Origin of the sequence: Pseudomonas sp. Irchel s3f7 (assembly GCF_900187615.1) — a bacterium.
GTDB lineage: Bacteria > Pseudomonadota > Gammaproteobacteria > Pseudomonadales > Pseudomonadaceae > Aquipseudomonas.
This window is the reverse complement of sequence record NZ_FYDO01000013.1, coordinates 139,564-156,995: the sequence shown is the minus strand read 5'-3', so window position 1 is coordinate 156,995 and position 17,432 is coordinate 139,564. Positions and strand designations below refer to the sequence as shown.

Below are 17,432 nucleotides of genomic sequence, written 5' to 3'. Positions count from 1 at the left end.
CCGGCTCCTACAGGGCAAGCATTACTTGCCGGTGATCATCGGCAGGTTCAGCCCTTGTTCCTTGGCGCAGTCGATCGCGATCTGGTAACCCGCATCGGCGTGACGCATAACACCAGTGGCCGGGTCGTTGTGCAGCACGCGAGCGATACGCTCGGCCGCTTCATCAGTACCGTCGCAGACAATCACCATGCCCGAGTGCTGGGAGAAGCCCATGCCGACGCCGCCGCCGTGGTGCAGGGAAACCCAGGTCGCACCGCTCGCGGTGTTGAGCAGAGCGTTGAGCAGTGGCCAGTCGGACACGGCATCGGAACCGTCCTGCATCGATTCGGTTTCGCGGTTCGGGCTGGCGACCGAACCGGAGTCCAGGTGGTCGCGACCGATGACGATTGGCGCGGACAACTCACCGCTGCGCACCATTTCGTTGAACGCCAGACCCAGCTTGGCGCGCAGACCCAGGCCAACCCAGCAGATACGTGCCGGCAGACCCTGGAAGCTGATGCGCTCGCGGGCCATGTCCAGCCAGTTGTGCAGGTGGGCGTCGTCCGGGATCAGCTCTTTGACCTTGGCGTCGGTCTTGTAGATGTCTTCAGCGTTGCCCGACAGTGCGGCCCAACGGAAAGGACCGATGCCACGGCAGAACAGCGGACGGATGTAGGCCGGTACAAAGCCCGGGAAGTCGAATGCGTTTTCCACGCCTTCTTCCTGAGCCATCTGACGGATGTTGTTGCCATAGTCGAAGGTTGGGATGCCCATTTTCTGGAAAGCCAGCATCGCTTTAACGTGCACAACCATCGACTGCTTGGCGGCCTTGACCACGGCAGCCGGCTCGGTCTTGGCACGAGCGCGGTACTCTTCCCAGGTCCAGCCGGCTGGCAGGTAACCGTTGAGCGGGTCGTGGGCGCTGGTCTGATCGGTCACCATGTCCGGGCGCACACCACGACGAACCATTTCCGGCAGGATTTCTGCTGCGTTACCCAGCAGCGCGATGGAAATTGCCTTGCCTTCCTTGGTGTATTTGGCGATGCGGGCCAGTGCGTCGTCGAGGTCTTTTGCTTGCTCGTCGACGTAGCGGCTTTTCAGACGGAAATCGATGCTGACCTGCTGACATTCGATGTTCAGCGAGCAAGCGCCGGCCAGGGTTGCAGCCAGCGGCTGGGCGCCACCCATGCCGCCCAGGCCAGCGGTCAGGACCCACTTGCCTTTGAGGTCATCGTTGTAGTGTTGGCGACCGGCTTCGACGAAGGTTTCGTAGGTGCCCTGGACGATGCCCTGGCTGCCGATGTAGATCCAGCTGCCGGCGGTCATCTGGCCGTACATGGCCAGGCCTTTGGCGTCCAGTTCGTTGAAGTGTTCCCAGCTCGCCCAGTGCGGCACCAGGTTGGAGTTGGCGATCAGTACGCGTGGTGCATTGGTGTGGGTCTTGAACACGCCGACCGGCTTGCCGGATTGCACCAGCAGGGTCTCATCGTCGTTCAGGTTGGTCAGGCTTTCGACGATCTTGTCGTAGCATTCCCAGTTACGTGCCGCACGACCGATACCACCGTAAACCACCAGTTCTTTAGGGTTCTCGGCGACTTCCGGGTCGAGGTTGTTCATCAGCATGCGCAGCGGTGCTTCGGTCAGCCAGCTCTTGGCGGTCAGCTTGTTACCGCGGGCAGCGCGGATTTCAACGTCACGAAATTTAGTCACGAAAAGAACTCCTCAGCAATCAATCCAAAACCAGCCCGGGCAGTGGGCGAGCAAGCCGATGGGCATCAGTGCACACCGGCGAATCAGTGGACGACGGTTGAGTCTTCGTGACTCATACGCATACGTCTTTACTTGTACATACAAGCATATGCAATCAAGCGGCCAACTTGTTGGATGGGTGTTCAAGAAAAATTCTGAAAGGGCTGGAGAGCTCATGGAACAAGGGTTGTAGAGAAGATGAAATTTTCTGCGGGGATTTTTTGGAGGTCGCGACGATTGTTACTGAAGCGGGGTTTTGAGCCACGCTGGGGCGTTCGGTAACAAAGTGGTGCGCGATGGGGAACAGCTTTTCGTAGGGGCCGGCTTGCTGGCGATAGCGTCCTTAAGATAGCTATCGCCAGCAAGCCGGCTCCTACAGGGAGGGGTTCAGCGCTCTGTCAATTCGATCACGCAACAGGCGTCGCGAATGGAAACCTCGAGAAGACCTATGTTACCAACAAGCTGAAGGCAATCATGGCGACCCAGCTGCGAAGCACTGTTACCGACTTTCACTTCCAACGTTTCGCTGATGCTGAACACCAACACGGTGCCCGCCGAACTGAAGAACCGTTGCTCCCCACTCAACCACTGCAACCGCGCGGCATAACGCTGCGGTGCATAGATGAGGTTGAAATCGCGAATCGGGCCGGCGAGCAATGTGCAGGAAACCTTGCTCTCACCACTAAAGGCAAACGGGTCCAGCGGTAACAGCGACCGAGTGTCCTGACCATCCACCGTCAGGGTCATGCCATCGCCCTGCAACACGGTGATCACCCGCTCGTAACCGGCGAAGGTGGAAAACCCGCCCGACTCGCCAATGTCGGCAATCGACAGGCGCCAGCCAAAGCCATCCAGGCCAGTGCCGGCATCACGGGTAATTTCTTCAGTACTGCCGCCGCCGTTTTTCCACGGCATGCGCGGGTAATCTTTGGCGCGTAGAACTTTCAGACTGCTCATTTGTGAAACCGACCTTCCAGACGATGACGGGAACCCGGGTGGATCAAGCGAGCAGCGGTCACTGGCTGACGGCCGGACCAGGTGCGGCGACGGATCAGCAGGCACGGCTCGCCTTTTTCAATCTGCAGCAATTTGCATTCAGACGCCTCGGCCAGGATCGCCTCGACCACATGTTCGCCTTCGGTCAGTGGCGCGACCTGATTGAGATAGGCGTAAGGCGTTTGCAGAGTGAAGTCCTGCTTGAGGTAGTCCGGCGCCACCAGCGCGTTGACGAAACGGTCTTCGATTTGCACCGGAATATCGTTTTCGAAATGCACGATCAGCGAGTGGAACACTTTCTGACCTTCGCGCATGTCCAGCGCCAAAGCGCGCTCGGAGCCGGCAGCCTCTTCTTCGAGGGTGATGACCTTGCACGTGTGGCGATGACCGCGAGAGGCGATTTCGTCGGCGATGTTGTGCACTTCGAACAGAGCGGACTGGCTTTTCGGCTCGGCGACGAACGTGCCGACCCCTTGCATGCGCACCAACAGACCGTCGGCGGTCATCTCGCGCAAGGCGCGGTTAATGGTCATGCGGCTAAAGCCCAACTGGCTGACCAGTTCGCTTTCCGACGGAACGCGATAGTGCGGCGGCCAGTTACCACTGTCGATTTGCTGGGTGATCATCTGTTTGACGCGGGCGTACAAGGGCGCCGGACTGTCGCCCATGTTCGCGGCCAACGGAGAAACTGGAGGCGGAGTCGGCACGGTTAATCCTTGGTCGTTTAGTGAATGTCGCTAGCTTGCCGGAGTTTACCGAGCAGGCAAACGTCTGTATATGTATATACAAATAACACAGATGGGGTGCTGAACCATGTCCGCCTTCTTTGCCGAACGCGCGCTGCTGCCTAGTGGATGGGCCAACAATGTACGTCTTGAGGTCAGCGCCGAGGGCGTATTGACCCATATCCAGGCCGATTCCCATGCAGATGGCGCCGAACGGTTGAGCGGTCCGCTACTGCCGGGCATGCCGAATCTGCACTCCCACGCCTTCCAGCGGGCCATGGCCGGGCTGGCGGAAGTGGCGGGCAATCCGAACGACAGTTTCTGGACCTGGCGCGACTTGATGTACCGCCTCGTCGGAAAAATCAGCCCGGAGCAACTCGGCGTCATCGCCCGTCAGCTGTACATCGAAATGCTCAAGGCCGGTTACACCTCGGTGGCGGAGTTTCATTACGTGCACCACGACAACAACGGTCAGCCTTACGCTGATCCGGCCGAACTGGCGCTGCGCATCAGTCAGGCCGCCAGCTCCGCCGGGATCGGCCTGACCCTGCTGCCGGTGCTGTACAGCCATTCCGGTTTCGGCGGCCAAGCGCCAAACGAGGGTCAGCGCCGCTTTATCAACAGCACTGAAAACTACCTCACGCTGCAATCGAGGCTGCAACCGTTACTGGCGCAGCAACCGGCGCAATCGCTGGGCCTGTGTTTCCACTCGTTGCGTGCGGTCACGCCGCAGCAGATCAGCGAAGTGCTGGCAGCCAGCGACAAGCAATGCCCGGTGCACATCCACATCGCTGAACAGCAGAAAGAAGTCGACGACTGCCTGACCTGGAGCGGTCGTCGTCCGCTGCAATGGCTGTACGAAAATACCGAAGTCGATCAGCGCTGGTGCCTCGTCCACGCCACCCACGCCAACCCGGAAGAAGTCACGCTGATGGCCAAGAGTCGCGCCATTGCCGGCCTGTGCCTGACGACCGAAGCCAACCTCGGCGACGGAATTTTCCCGGCAGTGGATTTCCTCGCCCAGGGCGGACGCATGGGTATCGGGTCCGACAGCCATGTGTCGCTGAGTGTGGTGGAAGAACTTCGTTGGCTGGAATACGGCCAGCGTCTGCGAGATCAGCGACGCAACCGCTTGTATGGCGCAGATCAACCAATGGTCGGACGCACCTTGTTTGATGCGGCGCTGGACGGCGGCGCTCAGGCGCTGGGGCAACCGATTGGTGCGCTGGAAGTCGGCAAGCGCGCCGACTGGCTGGTGCTGGACGGCAACGATCCGTACCTGGCGACAGCCAATGGTGACGGGATTCTGAATCGCTGGTTGTTTGCCGGTGGAGATCGTCAGGTGCGGGATGTATTGGTGAATGGCCAGTGGGTGGTGCGTGACGGGCGGCATGCGGATGAAGAGGACAGCAGCCGCGCCTTCACCCAGGTCCTGCGCGATCTTCTGGGCTAACCCAAAACCCTTGCAGGAGCTGGCTTGCCAGCGATGAGGCCGTCAGATTCAACATCATTGTTGCCTGACAGGCCGCCATCGCTGGCAAGCCAGTTCCTACAGGGGTTGCGTGATTAGTTAGACGTCTTCGCCATCTGCGTATCCGACGCCCGCCAGATCAGCCGCGTGGTGTCGTAACCCTGCTGACGCGCCTTGCTTAGCAGTTCTTCACGCACCACACCGTTCACGGTCGGGGTGCGTGACAACAACCACAAATATTTGCGGCTCGGATCACCGACGATGGCGCTCTTGTAGTCATCGCTGACGTACAACACCCAATATTCGCCCTTCGCCGTACCCGGAATCAGCCGCGAAAACCAGGTATCGAACTCGACCCACAATTTGTCGGTCTTGCCCGGCACCTGTGGATAAGCGGTGCCCTTGACCTCCTCCCATTGCCACTGCGCCGTCAGGCAGCGATTCAACACCCCGACGTTGCCGTCGGGTTTGAGCGTGTAATGAGCTTCGGATTGCGCACAGTCGCGCTGGAAGTACATCGGCAAACGGGCCAATTCGTACCACTTGCCCTGGTAACGCTTGAGGTTGACGCTGTTGACGGTTTTTGGCGCCAACGTATCCTGGCCAGACGTGGCACAGCCAGCCAACACCAGGCCGGCAAAAAGGATGATAAATAACCGCTTCATTGTTCTTCTCCCGTGGGCAGTCCGCCCCGGTTTACTTCAGGCCTTGGCCAGAAAACATCAGCACTTTTTCACCGGCATACTGCACGCTGATAAAGCTGTTCTTGTCACCCCAGGTGCAGCTGGACATGCCGAGCGCGCCTGAACAATCGGCGGGCTTGCCCAACAGGGTTTCGACCTCGGCCTTGGTCATTCCTGACGAGAGCTTCGAATAGTTTTCCTGATTGACCTTGCCGCACGCAGCGAGCAACACGCAGAAGGAAAGCAGGGCGATGGAACGCAGCGACATGGTGTAACTCCGGGGTGTAGGGGAATGGCATGGCTGCCAAGCTGAAGCTTAGAAGAGAAAACCCCTCTCTGGTTCCCTGACCCCATGGCTATTTGTTGGCCCGCTCGTCATCCATCGGCCGAAAAACCAATCACTTTTTTTGTCTATCCGGTTTTTCGTCGATTTTCATCAAATCCGCCTAATCTTTGGCGCCGCACAGTCGACATAGGTGCAACGCAAAAGCCACGCCTGTGGCGTTTGCCTCCCCTTTGTTGACCCGACCCTCTGCGGTAGCTCATCCAAATGACCAGAAACATGAAGTTCAGCCACAAGATCTTGCTGGCTGCCGCCCTCGTGGTGGCCGTCGCATTCGCTTGTTTCATCCTGTTCAACGACTATCGCCAGCGCCAGACCCTGCGCAGCAGCACCGAAGCGTCGATGCAGGAACTCGGCAGCCTGACCACCAGCAACATCCAGACCTGGCTGGAAAGCCGCATGCAGTTATTGCAGTCGATGGCTCAACAGGTCACAGCCGATGGCAATGCCCCGGCCAGCCTGAAGCGCATCATTGACCTGCCCGCCTACACCGGCAATTTCCAGCTGAGCTACTTTGGCGGTACCGACGGCGTGATGTTCTCGGTCCCGGCGGGCAATCGCGCGGCGGACTACGATCCGCGCGCCCGTGGCTGGTACAAGGCAGCCAACAGCGCGCAGCAGACCATCGTCACCGAACCGTACATCGCCGCATCGTCCGGAAAACTGGTGATCACCGTGGCAACCCCGGTGCAGCATCAGGGCCAGATGATCGGCGTAGCAGGCGCTGACATTGACCTGTCCAGCGTCAGTGCGATCATCAACTCGCTGAACTTCGGCGGTCACGGCCATGCCTTCATCGTCAGTGCCGACGGCAAGATCCTGATCCACCCGAACAACAAACTGGTGCTCAAGAACCTGACCGAGGCTTACCCCAACGGCGCGCCAAAAGTCAGCCCGGGCATGAAAGAAGTCGAGATCGACGGCAAGCGTCAGTTCATCTCTTTCACCCACGTCAACGGCGTGCCGTCGGCAGACTGGTACGTCGCGCTGGTGCTCGACCAGGACACCGCGTTTTCGATGCTCAGCGAATTCCGCACTTCGGCGATCATTGCCATGGTGATTGCGGTGGTGATCATCATCGCGTTGCTGGGCATGCTGATCAGCCTGTTGATGCAACCGCTGCTGACCATGGGTCGCGCCATGCATGACATCGCCGAAGGCGACGGTGACCTGACCAAACGCCTGACCATCCACGGTCACGACGAGTTCGGCGCGCTGGGGTTGTCGTTCAACCGTTTCGTCGAGCGTATTCACGCCTCGATCAGCGAAGTGTCCTCGGCCACCGGCCAGGTCAACGAAGTCGCCCTGCGCGTTGTGGCGGCATCCAATTCGTCGATGTTCAACTCCGACCAGCAAGCCTCGCGCACCAGCAGCGTGGCCGCCGCGATCAACCAGCTCGGCGCCGCAGCCCAGGAAATCGCCCAGAACGCCGCCCTTGCCTCGCAACATTCGAGCGACGCCCGTGCCTTGGCTGAAGACGGTCAACAAGTTGTGGATAAAACCATCGCCGCCATGCAACAGCTCTCGGCAAAGATCAGCGATTCGTGCGGCAACATCGAGACGCTCAACAGCAACACGGTCAACATCGGGCAGATTCTGGAAGTGATCACCAGCATCTCCCAGCAGACCAACCTGCTGGCGCTCAACGCCGCTATTGAAGCAGCGCGAGCGGGTGAAGCCGGACGCGGTTTCGCGGTAGTTGCCGACGAAGTACGCAACCTCGCCCACCGCACGCAGGATTCTGCGCAGCAAGTGCAAACCATGATTGAAGAGCTGCAAGTCGGCGCCCGCGCAGCGGTGGGCATCATGACCGACAGCCAGCGCCAGAGCGAAAGCAGTGTCGGCATCGCCAATCAGGCGGGTGAGCGACTGGAGAGCGTGACCCAGCGTATCGGCGAGATTGATGGCATGAACCAGTCGGTCGCGACCGCCACCGAAGAGCAAACGGCTGTGGTGGAGTCGATCAACGTCGACATTACCGAAATCAACACGCTGAACCAGGAAGGTGTGGAGAACCTGCAGTCGACCTTGCGTGCGTGTGCCGATCTTGAGCAGCAGGCGGCGCGGTTGAAGCAGTTGGTGGGTAGTTTCAGGATCTGAGGCGCTCTCGTGGGCCCCATCGCTGGCAAGCCAGCTCCTACAGGGATCTTTGTCGTACTGGAGATCTACTGTAGGAGCTGGCTTGCCAGCGATGGCGGCATCAGCAACAGCGAAAAATCAGAACCGAGAGCCCGGCTTCGACAGAAACGCGAGTTCCTGTGCAGTACTCTCCCTTCCCAACACCGCATTGCGATGGGGAAACCGTCCGAACTGCGCAATGATTTTCTGGTGCCTCTCGGCGTAATCCAGGTAATCGGCAAACAGTGCCCGGTCACCTTCAGGCTGCTGCGCCACCAATTCGATGTAACGCGAGACGCCTTCGTTCTGCACCGCGAGGTTTTCGCTGTGCTCGAACACCAGATAGATGAACACCCGTTGAATCGGCCGCAACTGCCGATCGAAATCCGCCGCAATGCCTTGGGCCACGAGTTTCTGTGCCCGGGAATCGCCGGAAAACGCTTTGGGTGTGTCGCGAAAGATCATTCGCGGGAGTTGATCGAGTAACAGCACCAGTGCCAGCCAACCTTCGGGACGTTGCATCCACTCGGTCAATCCGCCGGCCAGTGCCTGCTCGACCTGGTCCTCGAAGCGCGTGCGCGCTTCGAGGTCCTGGCTGTCGCGCTTGCCGAACCACAACTTGCCCTTCTGCGCCGCTACTTCGCTCGCTGATCCGGAACTTCCGAACCACCAATCGAGCAGCGGCTGCCAGGGCGCGTTCATGGTTTATTCCTTGTGGTAAGCCGTGGCGCGTGCAACTTCTTCCTTCGAACCCAGGAACACCGCTACACGCTGGTGCAGGCCTTCCGGCTGGATGTCGAGGATGCGCTGGTGGCCGTTGGTCGAAGCGCCACCCGCTTGTTCCACGAGGAACGACATCGGGTTGGCTTCGTACATCAGACGCAGTTTGCCCGGCTTGGACGGCTCGCGGTTGTCGCGTGGGTACATGAACAGACCGCCACGGGTCAGGATGCGGTGTACGTCGGCAACCATCGCTGCGACCCAACGCATGTTGTAGTTCTTCTTCAGCGGACCTTCTTCGCCAGCCAGCAACTCGCCGACGTAACGTTGGACCGGAGCTTCCCAGTGACGCTGGTTGGACATGTTGATGGCGAATTCCTGGGTGCTTTCAGGAATGGTGATGTTTTCGTGGGTCAGTACGAAGCTGCCCATTTCACGGTCCAGGGTGAAACCTTTCACGCCGTCGCCCAGGGTCAGGATCAGCATGGTCTGTGGACCGTAGATCGCGTAACCGGCGGCCACTTGCTGAGTACCTGGCTGCAGGAAGGCCTTTTCATTCAAAGGCTCGTTCTGGCTCAGGTATTCGTTCGGGCAACGCAGTACCGAGAAGATCGTGCCGACCGGGGCGTTGATGTCGATGTTCGACGAACCGTCCAGCGGGTCGAATACCAGCAGGTAGGCGCCTTTCGGGTATTTGCCCGGAATCTGGTAGGCATTGTCCATTTCTTCGGACGCCATGCCGGCCAGGTGACCGCCCCATTCGTTGGCTTCGAGCAGGATCTCGTTGGAGATCACGTCGAGCTTCTTCTGCACTTCGCCCTGGACGTTTTCAGTGCCCATGCTGCCCAGAACGCCGCCGAGGGCGCCTTTGGACACGGCGTGGTTGATCTCCTTGCAGGCACGCGCCACCACTTCGATCAGGAAGCGCAGATCGGCAGGAGTGTTGTTGCTGCGGGTCTGCTCAATCAAATAGCGACTCAAGGTAACGCGGGACATGGAAGGCTCCGGAGGAATGGGGGGCTAAAAACCCGCGCAGTTTAACGCGAGTCGGGGCGCATTTCCTCCTATCAGACGTGATCGGCCAAAGAGAGTTCAGGCGCGGGGTTGAGCGTAGTTGCAAATCCACCCAATTGTGGCGAGGGCGCTTGCTCCCGTCGGGGCGCGAAGCGGCCCTGTTCCGTACCTCTCACGGCTGCTTCGCAACCGAACGGGAGCAAGCGCCCTCGTCACAGATTCAAGTTTTGGCCGAAGGCTTGCGCAACAAGCTGAACGCCATTGCCGCCAAAAACAAAACGCTGAGCAACAACACCGCCCACAGGCCGAATTTCTTCCAGTGGATACCCGATGCTGCCGGCGCTGTCGAAACTGCCGGGGTAACCACCGCCCCACCGTCCACCATCGCCCTGCCCAGCGTCGCCAGTTTCGCCGCGCTGTAGTCCGGTATCAGTGTCGACAACGGCAAGTTGGCTGCCTTCATCGTCGAATTGCCCAGCGCCAGCGTATAGGGCCCTGGGCCGCGGGCCAGAAACACCAGGTGCGTTGCACGTACGGCGAACTTCACAGTGGGCGCCTCTGCGCCCAAGCCACCGCCGCGCTCGTCCACGGTCAGTTTCAATTGCTGAACCGTTTGCCCCGGCAGCTGCAATTCGTTTTGCACCACATCCTGACCGTTCTGGGTCAGGCGATAGAGCAAACCGCTGCTCAGCGTTTGCCATGGCAGGCTGTTATCGCGACGACCCCACAGGGTCACCGGCGCCAGGCTGTTGGGCTGACTCAACTCAACCTGCACCCGCTCTACGCTCAGGTCCATCGGCAACTGCCAGGTGTATTCACCGGCCTTCCCGGTGCTGCCGGCCAACGGTTGTGACCAGACCAACGGCAGCGGCAGACTACGGGGGCTGACGCTGACCAGTTGCGCCGAGGTCAATGTCGGCGCCGATTGCGGCGTGCTCCATAGCAGTCGCAAGTAACGCGCCGATTGGCCCGGCAAACCAATTTCATGCTGCTCGACCCGTTCATCGGAAAACGTCAGGCGCGCCACCTGCCCTTCACCCCAGGACTGCCAGTGTTGCAAATCGTCGCTGGCTTCGATGGTGAAACGCTGGAAGCCGTCGCGTTCGCTGGTCCAGTCGAGGATCAACTGCCGCAACGGTGCCTTGATGGCGGACGCGTCGAGCAACCAGCCGCGCAGTTCTTCCTCGCCGGCCTCCAACTGACTGGAAGGCTGCACTTCAACCAACGTGCCATTGGTGTTCGATTGCACGCGCACGCTCGGCGCTTGCCCGGTGGCGCCCGCCGCGTCGTACAGCGGGAACCACTTCACGTCAGTGAGGGTGCGATTGTCGTCGGTCTTCGCCGCCTCCCGGGCCAGGGCATACGCCTGAACATCCCCGGCGGCGTTGAACACGCGCACATCGCTCAAGTCGGTCTGCCGCGCACTCAGTTGCACCGCCAACGGCAATTCGAGGCGATACCACGGGCCGTCCCCCGTCACCGACAAGGGCACTTGAGTGGTGAAGTCCGCCGGTTTTTCCTGAGCGCCGGCCGACAGGGTCACCGCCACGGCAACAGCGCCTAACCAGCCCAGGCTCAGCTTCTGGCTCATGACGACACTCCTTCGGTGTCCGCGCCCGGTTTTTCAGCATCCGGCACAGACTCGACACGTTTGGGCGGCAGCGGTGCGAAATAGCCCACCACCAGCAACAGGACGCCAACGCCGATAAACGACACGATCCGCGCCAGTCCGCCGCGATTGCTCAGTTCGACAAAGAACAGCTTGGCCACGACCACGCCGATCAACGCCGCGCCAATCAACCAGACTTCGCGACGCTGGCGCAGGTGCCCGCCGATCATCAGACTCAATGCTATCAAGGTCCAGACGATAGACAGCCCGGCCTGCACCCGCATCGACGCCAGCGACAGATCCAGTTCAAACGGCACGCCACTCCAGTGATGTGCCGCGCGCATGACCATTGCAGTAAAGAACATGAACAGCGACACGCCGGCGATCACTTGTGTCGCGTTCGCGGTGGAGCTTTGGCGCAGTGTCAGTTGCGTCGCCGCGCTGCGGGACCAGACGTAGATGCCGAACAGCGCAAACATCAGGCCCAATTCCAGCGGGTTGATCAGCGGCACGTAGGGCAACGGCTCGGCGGTGCCGTCACTGAAAGCGTTCGCCAGCCAGAACCAGCCGAGCATCAACAGTGCCAGCGGCGCAGCGGCGTAAAGGCGATATTCACGAGGGTAAGCCGATACCGGCCATGGCCAGGCACGGGGTGCGGCCATCAGCACCAGATACAGGCTCGGCAGAATCGCCCAACCCAGCCAGCGCCAGGCGTTGTACTGCTCGGACATCAGCAGCAAGACATAGCGCAACTCCAGCGCCAGCACCCCGATCAGCAACCAGCAACCCAGCACATGGGCGGCGCTCAAGGCTTGCGCCGGCAGCATCGAAGCCAGACGTCGCAGCGAAACGAAATGCACGACAAACACTGCCGCCCACATCAGCCAACCCCAATTCGCCGCCGGGTGGTACCGCGAATGCCAAGCGGCCAACAACACCCACGCGGCAGCTGGAATCAGCAAGGTGCACAGCAACCCCAACGAGGGCCATTTCAGGCGCAGCGCCAACACCGCCCACAACGCAGCGCTCACCGCCGCTATGGCCAGCAACAGCGTCGCTTGCAAGGGTAACGGCGCAAACCGCAGCACTTCGCTGATCCATGCCAGCGCCCACCAACCCGCGCCCCACACCAGCAACGCCTGGGACAAGCGCTGCACGCTCAGCCCTTCAAACGCCGTGGCAGGCGTATCGCGTTGCAAACGCCAGGCGCCGACAAACGCCACCAGCCCCAGCACCAACGGCGCCCAGAACTCGCCATGGGCCAAGGGCCGCACCTCTTCACCCTGCACCGACCCCGTCACCAGGTACAGCGCGCCGCCCAGCGTCTGCACGGCAAGCCCGGCAAACAGGAAGGTGCGTGATTGCAGGTTCAAACCGACAAACAGCGTGAGCAATCCGGCCAAGGCCCAACTGATCGCCGTGCCGTGCCCGAAGAAAAACAGCGGCGCCAGCAGATAAAGAAACGCCAGGCCAAGTCCCGCCAGCACCGGCAAACTTTTGCGTTCCCACGACGAAGTTTGTTCGGGCAGCGCTTTGCGTAGTCGATAGAAGCTGAACAACAGCGCAGTACCCAGCATCAATGCGCCCAAGGTCGAGCCATCGAGCAGGCTGCTCTCGCTGCTGTGCAACTCGCTGAGAAACGCCAGCGCCGCCCCCAGTTGCAGCAACAGGGCGAATGCCCGGGCCAGCGTGCGTTGCTGGCGCAGGCCGAGCCAGAAAATCCCCGCGCCCTCCACTGCCCACGCCGCTGTCGTCCAGCGCGCATCCAGCCCCAGCGGAATCGCCAGGCTGGTGAAAATGACGCCCAGCGCCAGGCAGGTCTCCCCCAGCAACGTCGCGCGGCCGCCCATCAACAAACGGGCCAGGCCCATGTAGATCATGCCCAGCACCAGGGCACTGAACGCGGCTGCGAATTCCAGATGCTGGACCAACGCGAATTGCAAACCGAAACCCACCAGCGGCGGACCGAAGAGCAGCGAACCATCGACGTAATCACCCTTGCGCGCCGACCAGCGCAGCAGCGCCTCGCGATCGCTCTCCTCGGGCGCGTCGCTCATCTGCAGCAACGTGCGGCGGGCGTACAACAGACCGATGGCCAGGTACATCAGGAAGAACACCATCAGGAACGGCTCGGTGCTCCACAGCATCTCGGGATGGTAGGAGCGAATGCCCCAGGCGAAACCGATGCCGAAAGTGCCGACGAAGCCAATGACATTGAGCACCCGCCAGGCCTTGAACCAGGCGATGGCAAGGATGCCGCTGTTGAGCAGGACAAAGTAACTGAAGAGTGCGACATGACTGCCAGTTCCCGTGGACACCAACAGCGGCGCAGCAAAGCCGCCCAACGCTGCGGCGGCGGCCAGGCCGAGGGAATCCTGGGTAATGGCGAGAATCGCCGAGAACACCGTCACCGCCACTAGCAGGCCAAACGCCGCCGATGGGTCAAGCAACGGATGCAGGCGCATCGCGGCGAACACCGTCAGGTACAGCACGGCGATGCCGGTGCCTTGCAGGATCAATGCGTAACCGGGATTGCGGGTTCTCAGCCACCAACCCAAGCCGAGTAAACCCAAGGCCGCCGCCGCAACACCGGCGTAACGCAGCTCGACCGGCACCACCACGCCTTCGGTGGCGTATCGCAGCAAGAAAGCCAGGCCGAGAAACAACAGCACCACACCGACGCGCAACACGGTGTTGCCGCCGAACAGCCAGGCGCGGGCGTGGGCAATAGCTCGATCAATCATCACATTCGGGCCGCGCGGCTCGGCAGGTTGTTGTGGCTCACGGGCAACCGGATCGGGCTTCCAGGCATCGACCGGCAGCGCACGAACGGGTTCGCTGGCCATCGCGGGAGTCGGTTCGAGTTCGGGGGGGAGTTCCCAGATCAGCTCGGTGGTGATCGGGTTTTCATCCTTTACGGCTTCAGCGGAGACAACAGGCTCGGCGCTTTCGAACGTCTTGGCACCCGGCACCTCCAACACCGCCAGCCGCTGCTCGACCGCGTGCAGCGCAACTTTCGTCTGCTCCAGCAGACGATGCTGTCCGGCCGCTTGCGAGTCCAGACGCCCGATGCGAATGGCCTGGCCGATTCCCAACCCGAGCAACGCGCCCAGCAGCGCTTCGCTGAACTCTTCGTCGAGTATCCAGCCGAGCACCAGCCCAATCAGCATCAACATCCATTGCATGGTCGATATCCCTAATCGTATTGGCCAACCTGGAAAGATTAGCCCAGCCGGATACAAAAAGATCGCAGCCTTCGGCAGCTCCTACGGGATAGCGCAATACCGCGCTGTGTAGAAGCTGCCGAAGGCTGCGATCTTTTCCAGCCCACCAACCTGTCGAGCAGAGTGGAAAGTTACTCCAACGCCTTCCAGATTTCCGTCGCGTACTCGCGAATGGTCCGGTCGGACGAGAACCAGCCCATCCGCGATGTGTTCAACACTGCCGAACGCCACCACTCCTTCGAATCGTGCCAATGGGCTTCGACGCGCATCTGGGCGTTCCAGTACGAATCGAAATCGGCGCAGACCAGAAAGCGGTCGTAATCTACCAGCGAATCGATCAGCCCGGTGTAACGGGACGGATCATCCGGCGAAAACACCCCGCTGCGAATCGCTTGCAGCACATCGCCCAATCGGTGCGATGCGGTAATGTCCTGCGTGGCATTGAACTCATGGTTCTGCTTGCGCGCTTCCACTTGCTGCGCGCTGAGGCCGAAGATGAACATGTGCTCGGCGCCGATGCGATCGCACATCTCCACGTTGGCACCGTCCAGGGTGCCGATGGTCAGCGCCCCGTTCAGGCCGAATTTCATGTTACTGGTGCCGGACGCTTCAAACCCGGCGGTGGAGATCTGCTCGGACAGGTCCGCCGCCGGAATGATGCTCTCCGCCAGGCTGACGTTGTAGTTGGGCAGGAACACCACTTTGAGCAGACCGCGCACGGTCGGATCGTTGTTCACGACCCGGGCGATGTCGTTGGTCAGTTTGATGATCAGCTTGGCCTGGTGATAACTGGCCGCCGCTTTACCCGCAAAGATCTTCACCCGCGGCACCCAGTCGACTTCCGGTTCGGCACGGATCGCCTGGTACAACGCCACGGTGTGCAGCAGGTTAAGCAATTGCCGTTTGTACTCGTGGATCCGCTTGACCTGCACGTCGAACATCGCCGCCGGATTGACCGCCACGCCCAGCCGCTCATGAATCAGGTACGCCAGGGCTTTCTTGCTGTGCAGCCGCTGCTCGGCAAAGGCCTTGCGGAACCCGGCTTTCTCGGCGAACGGTTCGAGGGCGAGCAAACGCTCTTCGGGGTTATCCAGCAGCTGCGCCCCAAGGGAATCCACCAGCATCGAGGTCAGCTCGGGATTGGCCTGATACAGCCAGCGGCGGAAGGTAATGCCGTTGGTTTTATTGTTGATCCGCTGCGGATAGAGCTTGTGCAGTTCGGAGAACACCGTCTGGCGCATCAGTTGCGTGTGCAGCCCGGACACGCCGTTGATGCTGTGGGAACCGAGAAACGCCAGGTTCCCCATGCGCACTCTGCGTCCGTTGTCTTCCTCGATCAGCGACACCGCGCGCAACACGTCGAAATCGTGGATGCCTTTGGCCCGCAGGGAGTCGATGTGATGGGCGTTGATCAGGTAGATGATCTGCATGTGCCGCGGCAGCATGCGTTCCATCAGCCCGACCGGCCAGGTTTCCAGCGCCTCCGGCAGCAACGTGTGGTTGGTGTAGGACAGCGTATCGACAGTGACCTGCCACGCCGCGTCCCACGCGACGTCGTACACGTCGACCAGTTGCCGCATCAGTTCGGCCACGGCAATCGAAGGGTGGGTGTCGTTGAGCTGGATCGCCGCGTGGTCGCCCAGGGTCAGCACCGAGGTGTGCATGTTGCGGTGACGGCGCAGCAGATCCTGCAACGACGCGGCGACGAAAAAATATTCCTGACGCAGACGCAATTCCTGCCCCGCTTCGGTGCTGTCCGCCGGGTAAAGCACCCGGGAGATACTCTCGGCCCGGGCCACTTCGGCCACGGCGCCCAGGTGGTCGCCGGCGTTGAAGCGCTCCAGGTGCAAATCTTCCATGGCCCGGGCTCGCCACAGCCGCAGCGTATTGACACTCGCCCCGCGCCAACCGACCACCGGCGTGTCGTAGGCAATGGCCCGCACGGTTTCTGCCGGATGCCAGACTTGCCTGGACTTGCCGCTGTCATCGGTCACGGTCTCGACACTGCCGCCAAAGCCGATCGGGTAAACCACCTCCGGGCGCTCGAACTCCCATGGGTTGCCGAAATCCAGCCAATGCTCGGTTTGTTCTTGCTGCCAGCCGTCGACGATGGCCTGCCGGAACAAGCCGTGTTCGTAACGAATGCCGTAACCGTGACCCGCAATGCCGAGGGTCGACATGCTCTCCATGAAACACGCCGCCAATCGCCCGAGACCACCGTTGCCCAGGGCCGCGTCAGGCTCCAGCAGGCGGATGCGTTCAAGGTCGACGCCGAGCTCGGTCATGGCCTCGCGCGCCACGTCGAGCAGGCCGAGGTTGCTCAAGCTGTCGTAGAGCAGCCGGCCGATGAGAAATTCCAGGGAGAGGTAATAAACGCGCTTCTGACCTTTGCGGTAGATCTGTCGCGTGTGGTCCATCCAGTGCTCGACCATGTGATCACGCGCCGCCAGGGCAATGGCTTCGAACCAGTCATGGTCGAAGGCGTGATCCGGGTCTTTGCCCACCGCGTAGGTGAGTTTGGTCAAGACGGCGTCGCGGAATGCGGCCACCTCTGCTTCGCGAACAAGTGGTTCTTGAGTCATCGATAGGACCTCGAGCGAGCTTGGAATTGTCTGAGCCTAGACGGTCTGACAGGCGGTAGAGACTCTGGTTCGGCAGTTTTTCCCATGAGTGTGAGCTGGATCGTGTACCTGAATGAATGCAGGGGCCGTGCCGAATTTTGATCTTGTTGAGCCGCACATGAAAAAATCTGGCGAAAGGTTGTTCAAAAATCCACCAGTCCCGGTATGATCGCGCGCCCT

The 17,432-nt window shown here is 60.7% G+C and carries 12 protein-coding genes and 1 pseudogene; 3 read left to right on the top strand and 10 right to left on the bottom strand.

What is annotated here, in order from left to right; all coding sequences use genetic code 11:
* Window positions 1–21: 21 nt before the first annotated feature.
* The 3 genes from hutU to hutC all read right to left on the bottom strand — a co-directional run bounded on the left by hutU (window position 22) and on the right by hutC (window position 3,392).
* Window positions 22–1,689, bottom strand: a complete 1,668-nt coding sequence (gene hutU / locus CKW19_RS13670; protein ID WP_095058315.1) for a urocanate hydratase — start codon at window positions 1,687–1,689, stop codon at window positions 22–24.
* A 426-nt stretch (window positions 1,690–2,115) separates the two neighbouring features.
* Window positions 2,116–2,685 (bottom strand): HutD family protein, encoded by a 570-nt coding sequence (locus CKW19_RS13665; protein WP_095058314.1) that lies wholly within the window; start codon window positions 2,683–2,685, stop codon window positions 2,116–2,118.
* Window positions 2,682–3,392, bottom strand: coding sequence for a histidine utilization repressor (gene hutC / locus CKW19_RS13660; protein ID WP_172435301.1), 711 nt, complete (start codon window positions 3,390–3,392; stop codon window positions 2,682–2,684). The genes CKW19_RS13665 and hutC overlap by 4 nt, the downstream gene beginning before the upstream one ends.
* A 145-nt stretch (window positions 3,393–3,537) precedes the next feature.
* Between hutC and CKW19_RS13655 the strand changes: the two genes are divergently transcribed.
* On the top strand, window positions 3,538–4,902 hold the full coding sequence (locus CKW19_RS13655; RefSeq protein ID WP_095058313.1) for a formimidoylglutamate deiminase: 1,365 nt from the start codon (window positions 3,538–3,540) through the stop codon (window positions 4,900–4,902).
* A gap of 113 nt (window positions 4,903–5,015) precedes the next feature.
* On the opposite strand, the gene CKW19_RS13650 is transcribed toward CKW19_RS13655, so the two are convergent.
* Complete coding sequence (locus CKW19_RS13650) at window positions 5,016–5,585, bottom strand: lipocalin family protein (protein ID WP_095058312.1); 570 nt, start codon at window positions 5,583–5,585, stop codon at window positions 5,016–5,018.
* A gap of 31 nt (window positions 5,586–5,616) precedes the next feature.
* The gene (locus CKW19_RS13645) at window positions 5,617–5,871 is read right to left on the bottom strand and encodes an outer membrane protein assembly factor BamE (RefSeq protein ID WP_095058311.1); all 255 of its coding nucleotides are present in this window, start codon (window positions 5,869–5,871) and stop codon (window positions 5,617–5,619) included.
* 282 nt (window positions 5,872–6,153) lie between these two features.
* Between CKW19_RS13645 and CKW19_RS29530 the strand changes: the two are divergent.
* Window positions 6,154–7,191, top strand: a pseudogene (locus CKW19_RS29530) (cache domain-containing protein); the annotation flags it as partial.
* 90 nt (window positions 7,192–7,281) lie between these two features.
* A complete protein-coding gene (locus CKW19_RS29525) occupies window positions 7,282–8,046 on the top strand; it encodes a methyl-accepting chemotaxis protein (protein WP_371856348.1) in 765 nt (254 codons plus the stop codon).
* 117 nt (window positions 8,047–8,163) lie between these two features.
* On the opposite strand, the gene CKW19_RS13635 is transcribed toward CKW19_RS29525, so the two are convergent.
* The 5 genes from CKW19_RS13635 to CKW19_RS13615 all read right to left on the bottom strand — a co-directional run bounded on the left by CKW19_RS13635 (window position 8,164) and on the right by CKW19_RS13615 (window position 17,213).
* Complete coding sequence (locus CKW19_RS13635) at window positions 8,164–8,766, bottom strand: DUF924 family protein (protein WP_095058309.1); 603 nt, start codon at window positions 8,764–8,766, stop codon at window positions 8,164–8,166.
* A 3-nt stretch (window positions 8,767–8,769) separates the two neighbouring features.
* A complete protein-coding gene (locus CKW19_RS13630; protein ID WP_095058308.1) occupies window positions 8,770–9,780 on the bottom strand; it encodes a class 1 fructose-bisphosphatase in 1,011 nt (336 codons plus the stop codon).
* 238 nt (window positions 9,781–10,018) lie between these two features.
* Complete coding sequence (locus CKW19_RS13625; RefSeq protein WP_095058307.1) at window positions 10,019–11,389, bottom strand: DUF3999 domain-containing protein; 1,371 nt, start codon at window positions 11,387–11,389, stop codon at window positions 10,019–10,021.
* Window positions 11,386–14,592 (bottom strand): DUF2339 domain-containing protein, encoded by a 3,207-nt coding sequence (locus CKW19_RS13620; RefSeq protein WP_095058306.1) that lies wholly within the window; start codon window positions 14,590–14,592, stop codon window positions 11,386–11,388. The genes CKW19_RS13625 and CKW19_RS13620 overlap by 4 nt, the downstream gene beginning before the upstream one ends.
* A gap of 170 nt (window positions 14,593–14,762) precedes the next feature.
* Window positions 14,763–17,213 (bottom strand): glycogen/starch/alpha-glucan phosphorylase, encoded by a 2,451-nt coding sequence (locus tag CKW19_RS13615; RefSeq protein ID WP_095058305.1) that lies wholly within the window; start codon window positions 17,211–17,213, stop codon window positions 14,763–14,765.
* Between the last annotated feature and the right edge of the window lie 219 nt (window positions 17,214–17,432).